Source organism: Lysinibacillus sp. NPDC093692 (assembly GCF_050280125.1).
Taxonomy (GTDB): Bacteria; Bacillota; Bacilli; order Bacillales_A; family Planococcaceae; genus Lysinibacillus.
Map to the genome: position 1 here is coordinate 493,363 of NZ_JBNNUW010000001.1, position 14,964 is coordinate 508,326.

The 14,964-nt window shown below is 37.2% G+C and carries 16 protein-coding genes; 8 read left to right on the top strand and 8 right to left on the bottom strand.

Annotation, left to right across the window (positions count from 1 at the left end; translation table 11 throughout):
* Positions 1-116: 116 nt before the first annotated feature.
* Positions 117-899: an SDR family NAD(P)-dependent oxidoreductase gene (locus ACQKN4_RS02175; RefSeq protein ID WP_079559706.1), complete on the top strand. Its 783-nt coding sequence runs from the start codon at positions 117-119 to the stop codon at positions 897-899.
* A gap of 42 nt (positions 900-941) precedes the next feature.
* Here the strand turns inward: ACQKN4_RS02175 and ACQKN4_RS02180 are convergent, their stop codons facing one another.
* From ACQKN4_RS02180 to ACQKN4_RS02200, 5 genes are all read right to left on the bottom strand, one after another.
* Positions 942-2,468: a tripartite tricarboxylate transporter permease gene (locus tag ACQKN4_RS02180; RefSeq protein ID WP_079559707.1), complete on the bottom strand. Its 1,527-nt coding sequence runs from the start codon at positions 2,466-2,468 to the stop codon at positions 942-944.
* A 17-nt stretch (positions 2,469-2,485) separates the two neighbouring features.
* Entirely contained in the window at positions 2,486-2,962 is a 477-nt protein-coding gene (locus ACQKN4_RS02185) for a tripartite tricarboxylate transporter TctB family protein (protein ID WP_079559708.1), read from the bottom strand.
* Between the two features lie 48 nt (positions 2,963-3,010).
* The gene (locus ACQKN4_RS02190) at positions 3,011-4,039 is read right to left on the bottom strand and encodes a tripartite tricarboxylate transporter substrate binding protein (RefSeq protein ID WP_079559709.1); all 1,029 of its coding nucleotides are present in this window, start codon (positions 4,037-4,039) and stop codon (positions 3,011-3,013) included.
* Positions 4,040-4,306: 267 nt separating this feature from the next.
* The gene (locus tag ACQKN4_RS02195; protein ID WP_427482020.1) at positions 4,307-4,993 is read right to left on the bottom strand and encodes a response regulator; all 687 of its coding nucleotides are present in this window, start codon (positions 4,991-4,993) and stop codon (positions 4,307-4,309) included.
* Positions 4,980-6,599 (bottom strand): sensor histidine kinase, encoded by a 1,620-nt coding sequence (locus ACQKN4_RS02200; protein ID WP_346426979.1) that lies wholly within the window; start codon positions 6,597-6,599, stop codon positions 4,980-4,982. The genes ACQKN4_RS02195 and ACQKN4_RS02200 overlap by 14 nt, the downstream gene beginning before the upstream one ends.
* Before the next feature lie 298 nt (positions 6,600-6,897).
* Between ACQKN4_RS02200 and ACQKN4_RS02205 the strand changes: the two genes are divergently transcribed.
* A complete protein-coding gene (locus ACQKN4_RS02205; RefSeq protein ID WP_079559712.1) occupies positions 6,898-7,341 on the top strand; it encodes a CidA/LrgA family protein in 444 nt (147 codons plus the stop codon).
* The gene (locus ACQKN4_RS02210) at positions 7,334-8,011 is read left to right on the top strand and encodes an LrgB family protein (RefSeq protein WP_079559713.1); all 678 of its coding nucleotides are present in this window, start codon (positions 7,334-7,336) and stop codon (positions 8,009-8,011) included. The genes ACQKN4_RS02205 and ACQKN4_RS02210 overlap by 8 nt, the downstream gene beginning before the upstream one ends.
* A 34-nt stretch (positions 8,012-8,045) precedes the next feature.
* Here the strand turns inward: ACQKN4_RS02210 and ACQKN4_RS02215 are convergent, their stop codons facing one another.
* Positions 8,046-8,642 carry a class I SAM-dependent methyltransferase gene (locus ACQKN4_RS02215; RefSeq protein WP_427482023.1) on the bottom strand — a complete coding sequence of 199 codons (597 nt, stop codon included), beginning with the start codon at positions 8,640-8,642 and terminating at the stop codon, positions 8,046-8,048.
* A gap of 387 nt (positions 8,643-9,029) precedes the next feature.
* Here ACQKN4_RS02215 and ACQKN4_RS02220 point away from each other — a divergent pair, with 387 nt between their 5' ends.
* A complete protein-coding gene (locus ACQKN4_RS02220) occupies positions 9,030-9,362 on the top strand; it encodes a helix-turn-helix transcriptional regulator (protein WP_079559715.1) in 333 nt (110 codons plus the stop codon).
* 41 nt (positions 9,363-9,403) lie between these two features.
* Here ACQKN4_RS02220 and ACQKN4_RS02225 read toward each other — a convergent pair whose 3' ends face one another.
* The gene (locus tag ACQKN4_RS02225) at positions 9,404-10,873 is read right to left on the bottom strand and encodes an aminotransferase class I/II-fold pyridoxal phosphate-dependent enzyme (RefSeq protein WP_079559716.1); all 1,470 of its coding nucleotides are present in this window, start codon (positions 10,871-10,873) and stop codon (positions 9,404-9,406) included.
* 152 nt (positions 10,874-11,025) lie between these two features.
* Between ACQKN4_RS02225 and ACQKN4_RS02230 the strand changes: the two genes are divergently transcribed.
* On the top strand, positions 11,026-11,982 hold the full coding sequence (locus ACQKN4_RS02230; RefSeq protein ID WP_427482025.1) for an NAD(P)H-dependent flavin oxidoreductase: 957 nt from the start codon (positions 11,026-11,028) through the stop codon (positions 11,980-11,982).
* Between the two features lie 252 nt (positions 11,983-12,234).
* Positions 12,235-12,522: a UPF0223 family protein gene (locus ACQKN4_RS02235; protein WP_079559718.1), complete on the top strand. Its 288-nt coding sequence runs from the start codon at positions 12,235-12,237 to the stop codon at positions 12,520-12,522.
* A gap of 427 nt (positions 12,523-12,949) precedes the next feature.
* Here the strand turns inward: ACQKN4_RS02235 and ACQKN4_RS02240 are convergent, their stop codons facing one another.
* Entirely contained in the window at positions 12,950-13,576 is a 627-nt protein-coding gene (locus tag ACQKN4_RS02240) for a YktB family protein (RefSeq protein WP_427482027.1), read from the bottom strand.
* 120 nt (positions 13,577-13,696) lie between these two features.
* On the opposite strand from ACQKN4_RS02240, the gene ACQKN4_RS02245 reads away from it, so the two are divergent.
* Both ACQKN4_RS02245 and ACQKN4_RS02250 read left to right on the top strand, forming a co-directional pair.
* Complete coding sequence (locus ACQKN4_RS02245) at positions 13,697-13,894, top strand: hypothetical protein (protein ID WP_079559720.1); 198 nt, start codon at positions 13,697-13,699, stop codon at positions 13,892-13,894.
* Positions 13,895-14,122: 228 nt separating this feature from the next.
* Positions 14,123-14,917 carry an inositol monophosphatase family protein gene (locus tag ACQKN4_RS02250; protein WP_079559721.1) on the top strand — a complete coding sequence of 265 codons (795 nt, stop codon included), beginning with the start codon at positions 14,123-14,125 and terminating at the stop codon, positions 14,915-14,917.
* Positions 14,918-14,964: the final 47 nt, after the last annotated feature.

Sequence of the window (14,964 nt, forward strand, 5' to 3'; positions counted from 1 at the left end):
TACATACCGGATAGACTTTGTGTCAAATAAATCTAGTAATTGACTGCTAGATGTCCGGAAATGATAACGATGTCTTTGAAACAAGGGAAGTTGAACAAAATACTGGGGTGATAAAAATGGAACTAGGCTTAAAGGGGAAAGTAGCAGTTATTACAGGCTCAAGTAAGGGAATTGGCTATTATACAGCGATGCAGCTTGTGAAAGAGGGAGCGAAGGTTGTACTTTGTGCTCGTGGTGAAAAACAGCTTCAAGTGGCTGCTGGCTGTATTAAAAATGAAACAGGCGAGGACGTTTTAATTGTACCAACTGATATTACAAAAGAAAAAGATTGTAAGTACTTAATAGAACGAGCAGTAGAGCATTTTGGTCGCCTTGATATTCTGATTAATAATGCAGGTACAGCTTCAGCAAATCCATTTGAATCGGTTAGTAGTGAGCTATGGCAGGCTGATGTAGATTTAAAGGTGTTTGGTGCTGTCAATTGTTCAAAATATGCTGCACCTCATTTGCGTAAGGTTGGTGGCGGTGCAATAGTTAATGTAACTGCGGTAATGGCTAAAACACCACCGGCAAGCTCACTCCCTAGTACTGTAAGTCGTGCGGCAGGTCTGGCATTAACGAAAGCTATGAGCAAAGACTTAGGAAAAGATAATATACGTGTGAACTCTGTTTGTATTGGGCTTATTCGTAGTGATCAAATAGAGAAGACATGGAAAGAGGCAGAACCCGAGCTATCGTGGGATGAGTATTCTCGTAAAGTAGGTCAAGCAATTCCACTTGGTCGTGTAGGGGATACTCAAGAAGCGGCAAATGTCATTACTTTTTTAGTATCTGATGCAGCTAGTTATGTGTCTGGCACTTCTGTAAACATTGATGGCGGTTCTGGACACGCATTATAGATACATAAAAGAGTGAAGAGAATAGGTTCTCTCCACTCTTTTTTATTCTTCTTCATTAATAATGACATTTTTACCACGCATTTTCATAAAGATCGGTATGAGTAACCAAGACACTGCAACAATTAGAAATACTAATGATAATGGCTTACTTACAAAAATTGAGAAATCACCATTTGAAATAGTTAAAGCGCGACGCATATTGTTCTCGATCATAGGGCCTAAAACTAGGGCTAGTACTAGCGGTGCTACAGGATAGTCGTTTTTGGCGAAAAGATATCCGAGTATACCACAGGCAAGTAATAAATATAAATCGAACGTCGTATATTGAACAGCATAAACGCCAAAGAATGATATAGCTATTATTATAGGTAATAAATATTTCTTTGGAGTTTCAATGACCTTTGCAAAAACACGAACAAGTGGCATATTCAAAATTAATAACATTAAGTTACCGATAAACATACTCGCGATTAAACCCCAAGCCACTTCAGGATGCTCGTCGAAAAGTAAGGGACCAGGCTGAATATTATACATAATGAGTGCCCCCATTAAAATAGCGGTAGTTCCAGAACCAGGGATACCTAATGTTAATAATGGAATCATTGCGCCACCCGAAGCTGCGTTGTTCGCTGATTCAGGTCCAGCTACACCAGCAATATGACCTTTACCGAATTGCTCTGGTGTTTTACTGAATTTTTTCTCGGTAATATAAGAAAAGAAAGAAGCAAGAGTTGCTCCAGCCCCTGGTAAGACACCAATGAAAAATCCTAAAAATGAGCCACGTGCAATGGGTACCATACTATCTTTAAAATCTTGCTTTGTTGGGAAAACGCGATTAATCTTCGCAATTTGACCGTCATCGTTGTCTTTTTCAAGTATTGTTTTGAATACTTCACCTAAGGCAAATAAACCAACTGCAATTGTCAAAAATTCAATCCCAGAGAACAGTGTTGGTTGACCAAATGTAAAACGTTCGATTCCAGATACAGCATCAATCCCGATTGTACCAATCATTAAACCAAGCACCGTCATGATTAAAGCTTTTGTAATCGAGCGCCCAGCTAGTCCACTAACTGCGGCAAGACCTAATAGCATTAAAGAAAAATATTCAGCAGGGCCGAATTTTAATGCGATACTTGATAAAGGCTTTGCTAATAGTACAAGGCCAAGCAATGCTATAATGCCTGCGCAAAATGAGCCAATCGCCGCAATAGCAAGAGCACTACCGGCACGACCTTGTTTAGCCATTTGATAACCATCTAGTGTTGTAACAACAGAAGAAGATTCTCCGGGTGTATTCAATAAGATAGAAGTAGTTGAGCCGCCGTACATAGCTCCGTAATATACGCCTGCAAGTAAAATAATGGAACTTGCAGCGGCAGCTTCAGTTGGTAGCCCTGAAGTAAGTGTTGCAGTAACTGGAATGAGTAAAGCAACTCCACTCATTGGACCTATTCCAGGAAGTACTCCAACCGCAGTTCCGATAATAACACCGACGAACGCAAATAATAAATTTTGCCATTGAAAGGCAACTGCAAAGCCATCTGCTAGAAATTGCAATGTTGTCATGTTTTCACTCCTTTACATTAAAAAGTTGGGAAACTAGGCAAAGATCCTCCTAAAATAACTGAAAATACATAATAAATGCCAACTGAAAAAGCGACTGAAATACTAATAGAAGCTAATATTTTTCCTCGTTCCATCGTTTGGAAACCGATTAATAAAAAGATAAATGTTGTAATAACGTAACCTACTATTTCAAGAAAAAATACATAGGCAATCGCACTAATAAATAGTATTAGAAACTTCTTTAGTTCAATGGGTGTTGTTTGTGATGATGTTTTTGTGTTTCTCACTATTTTTGACTTCGCAGCTTGTTTCCATGTCTCGTAGAAGAGCCGTAAACTTAGTAAAATTAGAACTATACCTAATCCCAAAGGAAATGATTTGGGTCCAACTGTGGATCCATATGCACTATCAGAAATTTGTGTTGCTTCTGTGATAAATAAAATACCAATGATGAAAAATGCAATACTCGAAATTTTATCGAAAGTTTGGCTCAAACGTTTTATCCTCCCCTTGAGAAAAGCGACTATTAAAGTCGCTTTTCTTTATTTTTGCATACCTAAGGCTGTTAAAAGTTCAACGATTATTTTATTTTGTTGATCTAAATACTTTGTGAATTCTTCAGCATTGCGGTACTCACTTTGCCAGCCATTACGCGCTACTTCAGATTTCCACTCATCCGTTTCTACCATTGCTTGTAATTTTTCGGACCAGTATGCAAAAGCATCTTTTGACATATTTTTCGGACCAAAAATACCGCGCCAAATTGTAAACTCTTCATCAATACCTGCTTCTTTAAATGTTGGTACATCGGCTAGTTCACCTTCTAAACGATCTGAAGAACTGACTGCTAGTACGCGGACATCACCTGATTTTACATAAGTTGCAATTGTCGAGGCATCTGTGGCAATTACATCGGCATTACCTCCTAAAAGCGCGGCAACAGCTTCACCACCACCATCATAAGAAACGTATTTAACTGTTTTTAAATCGATTCCTGATTTAAATGCCGGAATAATACCTATCAAATGATCCATGGAACCAGGTGAAGATCCTCCTGCAAGTGTTACATTTTGTGGATTAGTTTTTAAAGCATTTAACATGTCATTTAGGGTTTTGTAAGGCGAATCCTTTTTAACAACAATTGCACCATAGTCACGCGTTAACTGTGCTATTGGCGTTGTATCCTTGTAACCAAATTTACTGTTTCCTTCAGCTTTTTCATGATTAATCAAAATAGGTGGTGATTTTACCATTAGCATGTAGTCATTATTAGATTCTTTAGTTGCAAAAGTAGCCATAAATACTGCGCCTCCGCCACCAGGTTTGTTTTCGACTTGAATTGGTTTTTCAATAAGTTTCGTATCATTCATCGTTTTAGAAATTGCACGTGCTGTTAGATCCCAGCCACCTCCAGCGCCAGAAGGAGCAACAATCGTAATATTGTTTTTTGGATAATTGCTTACTTTCTTTTCTTCTGTGCCCTCATCGCTTGAAGAATCTGAAGAAGTACAGCCTGCTAAAGTAGCTAATAAAAGTGCAGCTGTTGCAAATTTCATCCATGTTTTCCACATAAGAAATCCCCCTTGTAAAAGAAATATGGTAGCGCTGGAATTGCGAGCGCTACCATAAATTTACCGTATATTCTGACAATAACAATGTTGTGATAATAATGATAATTTATTTCATTTTGATCATAAAGTTTATTCTGCATTAACAATTAGTAAATTATCTGTACCGAAAGAAGAAGTTTGGTGGGCGATTGACTGTGCGTGAAAGCCCGATTGGTGAAAACTAATAATTAGTAGGGATGAAGAAAAACCCCTGCTAAAAGTTTCGCTTTATTGAGTGATGAAGTATCTACGCTCTGGTCGACCGACGGTACCATAAATAAGTTCAGTATGTGCCTGTCTTTGCGTAACGAGAAATTCTAAATAACGCCGAGCTGTAGAACGGCTAACCCCGATATTTTTTCCTAGTACTTCTGCAGTGGTACCATCTTCGATTGTATTTAAATAACTGATTACATAATTCATTGTTGTTGGATCGATCCCCTTTGGCAATAATGATAATTTTACTTTTTCATTGGAAGGTGCTTTTGGCCAGAGCTGTTCAATTTTTTCTTGTGTGAATTTTTCATCATTTTGTAAAATAACATGTTTCAAGCGGTATTTTTCGATACTTTCCTTCAATTGCTCGAAAGTAAAGGGTTTTAAAATATAGTCCGTCACATTTTTTCGATAAGCGTCATGCACAATATGCGCCTCTGTTGCGGCTGTAATCAAAATAATGTTAGTAAATGGTCGAAGCTCTTGGATTTTATCAATCAAATCAACACCAAGAATATCAGGTAAAAAAACATCTAATAGAATAAGTTGCGGAGAAAAAGACATGAGCCAGTCTAGTGCCTCCTCACCGGTATTTGCACAGGCAATGACATGAAATCCTTCAATTTTTTCTAAAAAACGCCGATGCACGTCCGCCACACGTACATCATCCTCTATAATCAATACTTCAATACTTTGCATCTTCTAAATTGCCCCCTTTGTTAATAGATACAATGAATAAAGCCCCGCTTAAATCTCCTTCTCCAAGAGCTAGTGTGCCGTTTAATTCATGAACACTTGAGATAACTTTACGTAAACCGTATCCTCTAAATTTTGTATCTTTTGTCGAAATATTTTCTAAGAAGAGTATTTCTAGCTTTTCTTGTGCTATGCCGTTCCCTGAATCTTCAACCTCTATTACAATTTCTTCGCCATTGTCAAAAACAAAAAGTCTAACAATTGGTGGCCGATCTTTGTTTTTCTCAACCTCTTCAAAAGCATTTGTCAACAAATTACCCATGATGGAAATGATGAGACTTTTTTCGATGTTTTCAGGCAATGTTTCTATATAACTGTCTTCATCGAAAATAAGTTTGACTTTTAATTCCCGGGCTCGATTGAAAAATCCAATAATAAGTCCATTTAAAAATGGATCTTTGACACGATTTGTAATGAACTGAGTTAATGAGGATTGTCCTTGTACCTCTTTATGAATAATAGATAAAGCTTCATCTGAGGCATTCAATTGAATTAGCCCAGATATTGTATAGAGAATATTGTTAAACTCATGTGTTTGTGAACGTAAGGCTTCGGTATACTGCTTCACTTGAGATAATTCGATCGCTAGCTGGTCAATTTCAGACTGCAAACGAAAACTAGCAACAGCGCCAACAATTTTACCTTTCATCTTTATGGGCACGCGGTTCACAATTACTTCATTTCCATTAATAATCATTGGTTTATCGTGTTGTTTTTTTCCATAAGTAAGTACTTCAAGAAGGTGAGTATTTGGAACATAATATTTAATATTTTCGCCAATTACGGAATCTTTGTCAGATAAATGCAGAATTTTAGCTGCGGCATTGTTCAGAGTTGTAATTTCACCTTTATGATTAACAGTAATAATTGCTTCTCGTACAGATTCAATCAATGCATTTTTCTCTGTGAAAAGATTGGCGATTTCATTTGGTTCGAGATTAAAAATTTGTTTTTTGATGCTACGAGATAAAAAAACGGAACAGAGAATACCAATTATTAAGGCAATCATCATAATATAAAAAATGTTGTCGAGATATTGCAAATATAGATGGTCTAATTCACTTGTTAAGTAGCCAATTGAAACGACACCGAGAACCGTTCCATCCGTATCTAACACAGGTGCTTTACCTCGAATTGACTCACCCATAGAGCCATTTGCAATCGAAATATAGGATTCTCCATCTAATAATGCACGGTCATTGTCGTCACCAACCATGGGTTTGCCAATTCGTTCAGTAATCGGATGGGAATAACGAATCCCATTTTTATCGCCAATAACTACATAAGCAGCTTCTGTTGTGTTCATAATAGTGATGCTGATTTTTTGAAGTGCTTCAGTTGGATTATCTGTTTTAAACGCAGCTAAAACATCACCACGATCAGCAGTTGTTTCTGCTAAATAAAGTGCTCTTTTTCCAAGTTGTGTTTGCAGTGCATCGGAAATTGTTAAATAAAATAATAAGCCAGCAAAGACTACAATGATTAGAATGAAAAAACTACTATAGTAGGCAAAGCGTGTTTGTAATTTTAATGGTTTTATAATAGATATTCATCTCCTTTTATAGGAATTTAGAAAATTCGAAATAGTAAATCTATAATAACAGCTAATATGTTCTATAATCTATGGTTGTTCAAAAACTATAAAAGGGATTCAAAGGTTGATAGAGTTGAGGAGCATTTAATTATTTTTGTATTTAGAAATAGTAGAAAGATACGTGTACCTAAATAGTATGTTTTGTTGAAATATTGTTTCTATTGTAGGTTTTTTTCTATTGTTTTTCTAAAATTATAATAGACAGAAAATTCCTGCAGTTGTAGAATGGACGTAATGGGGGGAATGTGGCGAAATGTTGAACGAAAATTTTGTTGCGATGTTAAAGAGAGTTGTTCGAATTATTGTCCAGATTGGGATACTCAATATCTTTTATTACATGGGCGTCGGTATTGTTACTTTACTACAGGTACCTCTTCCCGGAAGTGTAATTGGATTACTATTATTAGCACTTTCACTCCATTTAAAAATAATTAAAGTAGAATACATTCAAGATGGAGCAGGTTTTTTAATTGGCGTATTAACCTTGTTTTTCATTCCTGCAACAGTAGGAGTGATTGACTACCCTGAACTTGTTTCAACAACTGGTCTATTGATTATGCTAGCCGTTATTGCAAGTACGCTAATCTCTATTTATGTGACGGGATTACTTAGTCAAATTGTTGAGAAAAAAGAGCTGACTAAAAAAGAAACAGAAGCCATTGTAGAAGAAGGAGAGGGGGAATTAACGGTTGATTGAAATTATTGTTGTCGTTAGTACCGTTGTGTTATTCGTATTATTTACAAAACTTTATCAACGTTTCCCTCATCCTTTAATGATTCCGCTAGTGACGACAACTATCGTCAGTGCAATTATGTTAGTAATCTTTAATATTCCATACTCTACATATATGGAGGGTGGTGAATGGCTACAAAAAATGCTAGGTCCAGCAGTTGTAGCACTTGCTTATCCTTTATATAACCAGCGTAAGATTATTATGAAATATAAATATGCAATTTTGTCAGGTATATTTATTGCCATGATTACAGGTTTAGTGACAATATTTATTATGCTGAAATGGATTGGTGTTAATAAAAGCTGGTTGCTGACAGCATTACCTAAATCGTTAACGACACCTGTAGGTATGCAGGTGAGTGAGACAATTGGAGGCATACCACCTTTAACAGCTGTGCTTGTCATGCTGGCAGGGTTTGTAGGCGCTATTATAGGACCATTAGTCATTAAATACGGCAAAATTGACTCCGCCGTTAGTAGAGGTGTTGCGGTAGGTAGCGCTTCACACGGTGTTGGTCTTGTTAAATTAAGAGAATACGGAGAACAAGAATTATCAGTAGGCTCATTATCTATGGCCTTAACTGCAATTATTGGCGCATTTTTATGTCCATTATTTGTTTATTTATTCTTGTGAAAAAGCTATATACAGAATCTGTATATAGCTTTTTTTAACTTTTTTCGATAATAAACTGAATGGTATGAGCAAGGCCTGTGTGGAGCTTACCTTCATTTCGCACTTGTTCACCTGTGAAAAAATGAATGATTTTATAAGGCTGACACCATTTTAGAATATCTAATGGATCATATAAAAAATCAAGCTGTCTTGGGCCACCTGAGGCGTAGGGTAGTTGATAAATTGAATAAAGTTCCATCATAATACGACCGCCAGACTTTACGGAATCGACAATCTTCTTAAACACTTCTTGTTGGTGCTCAGCCGGAAAATGTCCAAACACCATAATAGCAGCATCAAACGTTTCGATTGGTAGTTCATCTTCAAGTAGGTCAGTAAGCTTTGTATGAACAGCAACATTATGCTTTTCTGCAAGCTGATTTGTTTTTTCAAGACCGCTTTCAGCATAATCAAAGGCAGTTACTGTATGGCCTTGTAAAGCTAAAAATACTGCATTGCGACCTTCACCTTCTGCGTATGCAGCCACGTTTGTATAATCTTCTAAGTAGTGAACATAGTCTTCTATAAAAGCATTTGGTTGCTCACCATAAACGTATTCGATTGTGTTAAATCGTTGATCCCATGTGTTCAATCCTATCACTCCCATTAAGTTCTTTCAGCGGATGTCAAGGAATCGGAAAGGAGTTCTTAGGGGATGTTAGCCTAAAATCATCGCATCCATGCGATAACGGCTAACTGACCTGCATCGGTAAAAACGCCACGTCCTGTGGCATTACCGAAATGACCGACATCGTGTCGGCCCTCGTGCAGGCCTAAGCACAAAGCCGATTCTGGACGCAATTATGCCGAGGCATAATTGATTATATATATTGTAAGCGAAGCAAGCGCTACAATCGAATTTTTTGCTTCGTTCATGAGAGCAACTATGCGTTGCGAATTAGCAAATAACAACTTCTAGAATAAAGTGTATTAATCCAGTAATATTTGTTCAAATCCAATAAATTGGAGGTGAAATTCAATGAATTTAGAAAACCGTTTAAAAGAATTGAGAGAACAACATAAGTATACACAGGATGATGTCGCAGGCTTTTTAAATATTTCAAGGCAATCCGTTTCAAAATGGGAGTTAGGAAAAGGTTATCCGGATATTGATAATTTGAGAAGGTTAAGTGATTTATATGAAATTTCTTTAGACCAACTTATTACAGGTGAAGAAAAATATCAAACACCTGTAGTTTCTGATTCAAATCAATCCGATCATAAAACTGTTGGTGATTTTTTATGGAAGTATTGGTGGCTTATTTTCCCTGTATTCGCTATGCTCTCTTCTTGGTTCTATTATCAGTATTGATTCGAAACAAAAAGCTACCTCAGAAAGAGGTAGCTTTGCTATTAAATAATAGGTTTGCGTTCTTTTATGACGCGAATCGTTTTTAATGTTGTATCTTCTGGTCCTTGTACAGGTAAACCAGCTTCAATATTCATTTGTATATAACGAATATTCTCTTGTGTAATTATTTCCCCGGGAATAAAAATCGGAATACCTGGGGGATATACCATAACGAATTCTGCACAAATACAATTATCTGCCTCTTCAAGAGGAACAACTTCAGTATCTGCATAAAATGCATCGCGTGGTGACATGGCAAGTGCAGGAATATCCGGTACATTAACCATTGCCTCAGTAATAGTAGCTTCTGAATTGAATGCTTTTGACATACGACTAAGAGCATTGATGAGGAGATTAATTTCCTTTTTCGTATCACCTAGTGTCACTAAACATAAAATATTGTATAGGTCCGATAATTCTACTTCAATATTTGCGTTGTGACGAAGCCATTCTTCAGCTTGATGACCAGAGATGCCTAAATCTTTAACACTTATTAGTAGCTTTAAAGGGTCCATATCATAAGTTGCTGATGAATTTAATTTTTCTTTACCAGCACATTTTATATGTGGAATTTGGTTAATGCGTTTACGCGCATCCTTTGCCAAGCGAAGTGCATCACCAATTAAATCATAACCATGGATTGCCAGCTGACGTCGTGCTGTGTCAAGAGAAGCAAGTAATGGGTAAGATGTCGATGTCGTTGTTAGCATCGACAGAACAGCTTGTACACGTTTGGCAGAAACAAGACCTTCACGAACATTTAAAATAGACGTTTGAGTCATAGAGCCACCAAGTTTGTGTACGCTTGTTGCAGCCATATCAGCCCCGGCTTCCATTGCGGAGTAAGGGAGGTCATCATGAAATTTAATGTGTACACCATGTGCTTCATCGACAATTACCGGAATATTACGTGTATGGACTATTTCTACAATACGCTTTAAGTCTGCGGAGAAGCCGAAGTACGTTGGATTAATTACAAGTACTGCTTTTGTATCTGGATAAGCATTTAAAGCTTTTTCAACAGCTTCAGGCGATATTCCATGAGAAATACCGTATTCACTATCTACTTCAGGATGAATAAAAATCGGGATTGCTCCAGCGAAAACAATCGCCGACATAATGGATTTATGAACATTCCGTGGTACTAGAATTTTATCACCTGGACCGACGACGGTCAGAATCATCGCCATAATGGCGCCACTAGTACCTTGAACGGAAAAGAATGTATGATCAGCACCAAAGGCTTGTGCAGCAAGTGCTTGCGCTTCTTTAATGGCGCCCTTTGGTGAATGTAAATCGTCTAGTGGAGCAATATTAATTAAATCGATTGATAAAACGTTGTCGCCGACGAATTCCCGAAACGCAGGATCCATACCTTGACCTTTCTTATGGCCTGGAATATGGAATTGAATTGGGTGTCTGTTCCGATGTTTTAATAATACGTCGAACAATGGAGTCTCTAGTTGTGACAACGCAGGTACCACCTCACTTTTTAATATCTAACAAAACAAAAGAATTATAGCACCTAATTGCACGAAAAAATAGACTTTACAGAAAAAAATAAAAAATAAAGGTTTTTTTGATAATTTAGAGAAATTAGTTATCGTAGGAAAGGGGAGGTACTATGAATTGGAATACGCGTGTGACGGAGCTTTTAAATATTAAATATCCAATAATACAAGGGGGATTAGCCTATTTAGCCTATGCTGATTTAGCAGCAGCGGTGTCGAATGCTGGGGGGCTAGGGCAAATAACAGCGATGAGTTTACGGGATCCTGACTTATTGCGCGCAGAGATTCATAAAGTACGAACATTAACGGATAAACCGTTTGGCGTAAATTTTGCAATTGGTATGTATGGCACTGGTTATGAGGAAATGGTGCGCGTTGCGGTGGAAGAAAAAGTACCCGTTGTTACAATGACTGGCGGGAATCCTGCACCAATTTTTGATATTTTGGAAGGAACGGATATTAAAAAATTAGTTCTTGTTGCTGCACGTAGACAAGCTCAAAAGGCGGAAGAACTAGGCGCAGATGCTGTTATGGTTGTTGGACAAGAGGGTGGAGGTCATCTTGGACGCGATGATATAGGGACAATGGTGCTCGTGCCACAAGTTGTAGATAGTGTGAAAATACCTGTTATTGCCTCTGGTGGTATTGGTGATGGCCGTGGCTGGATAGCAGCTCATGCACTGGGAGCAGAGGGAATTGAAATGGGTACACGTTTTATTGCGACAAAGGAATGTGTTGATGCCTCTGAGGCATATAAAGAAGCATTACTCGCAAGCACCGAGGCAGATACGACTGTTATAAAACGCTCTATAGGTGCACCAGCAAGAGCGTTACGCAGTGAATTTACGGAAAAGATTTTAGAAATTGAGCGCACTACACCTACGTATGAGGCATTAAAAGATTATATTAGCGGGAAAGCAAATAAACGTTTTATTTATGAGGGTGAAAAAGAAGAAGGCATTGGCTGGGCTGGACAAGTTACAGGAATGATCCATGATATTCCAACTGTCGAGGAGCTGATCACTCGAATGGTTGCAGAAGCAGAGAGTATCCGGGTAAAATGGGCTTAACGACATACGAACAAATCATTTACATCAGTGTTCTAATGAGATTGTGAAAACCAAGCCATCTCGTATTGTAATCGCCTTTGGAGAGCCATACTAATTGGCAGTAGCTTAGGCGAAACTAGGCTCGGAGAATAAGGAAGACACAAAAGCGAAAGTCAAAAGATATAAGTTGTGTCACTGTAGAGATGTCTACATTTTTTAAGAAATGTATATGTTTTTTGTATCGGGTCAATAACATAAAGGTGGTTATGTCCAATGGAATACTCTTATCCGTTTTCGACGGATTGGTCAACTGAGGAAATTGTTGATGTTGTCCAATTTTTTGAAGGAATTGAACAAGCTTATGAAAAAGGAATTAAGCGTGAAGTGATGATGGCGAAATATCGTCGTTTTAAAGAAATTGTTCCTTCACAGGCCGAGGAAAAAACAATTTTCCGTGAATTTGAAGAAGCGAGTGGCTATGTCAGTTATCCTGTTGTGAAACAAACAAAAGACGCAACGGATGGCACAATTATTAAAGTTGCCCCGAAGCAGCGTAGATAAATAAAACTGGTCAAAACCTTAAAAAGCGCGAGAAATCAATTTTAAAAACGTTGATTTCTTGCGCTTTTATAATGTGAAATTTTTAAAATTTGCTTTTAAAAGAGGGTGATTTTCGTTTCAGGCTACTCATCATAGTTTATCGGAACAATTTCAGTTCTTGTTTTTATCCGATCCCTTTACACCATCCCAGTGGTAAAAATAAGCGTGTTTCATATACTACTTAAACAAAATCAAACTTTTTTAAATTTCTTGAAAAATAGAGAAAAAATAATAACTTTCTCAACTCAAATCCATAAAAGTATTCCTCAAACAAATTTTTATTTGCTAGGGATAATGACGTAAATTTTCCACAATATATAAATATTTATCATGGAACATTGTTTTTTAGTTATTATGCCATAAATCTTAAAGCACAATCCTTCAAACTTTATTTTCCAACAATGATGGTATAAATAGGGAGTAAACGGTTAAAGGTATCTTCTGCTAATTGATGAAGTTCACTAGCTGACAGCTTGACCGCTTGATCTTTTGGAATATGTCGACCTACTAAAAACTCACCTTTTTTTACATCGCGTAAACGAATAAGTAATGCATCTAGCTTGTCTTCCTTTGCATCTTGCATGGAGATTGCTGCTGGTGACATATGATCCCCAGAGACAATGAAGTCATCAGGAAGTTGCTGCAGCATTGCTCTGTTGGCGATTAAACGTTCTGCCATCACATTTTTTTGTGGAGCTTCATAAATAATAGCTAAGACGATGAATAAATGTGTGCTCCAAAGACCAATCTGAAAGTGAGGTAATGATTTATAACCTCTTTTGTACGGAGCGAAGGCAACCCAGCTATCATTCGGAGGATTTACTGTTCTACGTGCATGCTTCGCAACATGAGGATAAAATTCCTCTCCAAGATGACTCGAAAAGAAGGAAGAGAAATCCTCTCCAAGAGTTTGGAATTTTGGTCTTACACATTCATTTAAGGCATCCATTCTCTGTTCTAATCCGTCTATTTGAAAAACATTGAAGTCTTTATTCGTCCATTTTATTTTCGTCATTTTTTATTTACTCCTTTCGATTTATAAGGTTTATTTTATTACGAAAATGGGAAAAAATCTTATAACAAGAACTTTCTCGAAGTTGTTATTGTGAAAAAATAAAAAAAGGAAGTGATTTTTATGAAACCTATCGTAAAAATTATACGTAAAGTCGACATTGAAAAGCAATATGAACACATTTTACAATTAGAATTAGATTATGAATTAGCCTCACTCTTTTCGGCAATGAATGAAAAAAATGAGTTTGAAATTGAAAAAAGTAAAAAACGTCTGGCTGAAATTCAGCTTGAACTTGAGAGCTTGCACGTCTATGCGTAGTCAAAATTTTATACCGATTTGAAAAATCACTTGCTGAATATTCCGACAGCAGGTGATTTTTATTGCTATAAAGGGTAAAATAGACAGTATATCATAATAGGAAGTTTTAATTTCAAAGAAGTACTAGGTGCTACGTATTAACAAAACGTCATGAGAAATCAAGCCTTAAGTAGTGAGAAAGTTAAAAAATGTGTGAGGCCTTTTCTTATAATCGAAGGGTGGGTTTTTATGGATTTACAACAAATTGATCAGTTTGCGAAAAGTATTATAGTTGAAGCGGGGAGACGTATTCGGGAGGCCTTTTCGTACAATCTAATTATTGAGACAAAATCAGGTGCCAATGACCTTGTTACAAATATTGACCGTGAAACAGAATTATTTTTTATCGAAAAAATACGAAGTTTCGATCCAACCCACAAAATTTTAGGGGAAGAGGGAATGGGAGAGAAAGTAGAGTCGTTAGAAGGTGTCGTATGGATTATTGATCCGATCGATGGCACGATGAATTTTGTGAAACAACATCGTCATTTTATGATTTCTATCGGTATTTTTGTTAATGGGGTAGGCAAGCTAGGTTACATATTCGATGTCATGCGTGAAGATTTATTTTATGCTATTGCAGGTCAAGGGGCATGGTACAATGACTCTCCATTACGTAAGTTGCAGTCAGTCAAAATGGAGGAATCGGTCATTGGTATAAACGCTCATTGGGTAGCACCCAATCGACATATTCACCATGAAAAAGTCATTGAAATGGTTCGGAAAGTACGTGGTACGCGGTCATATGGTTCAGCGGCAATGGAAATAGCGTTTGTTGTCAGTGGTAAATTAGATGCTTATGTATCGATGCGACTATCACCATGGGATATTGCTGGGGGGACTATTATCGCTAAGGAAGTTGGTGCCATCACCACTAATTTACATGGAGAGGGCTTTGACTTTTTACATCAGGATACTTTTATCATTGCCAATCCTTCTATACACAAAGAGCTATTAGAAAATTATATTGTGCCTTATGAATAAAAAAGGAGCCGTCTATTTTTTAGACAGGCTCCTTCTTACTTAAGCAA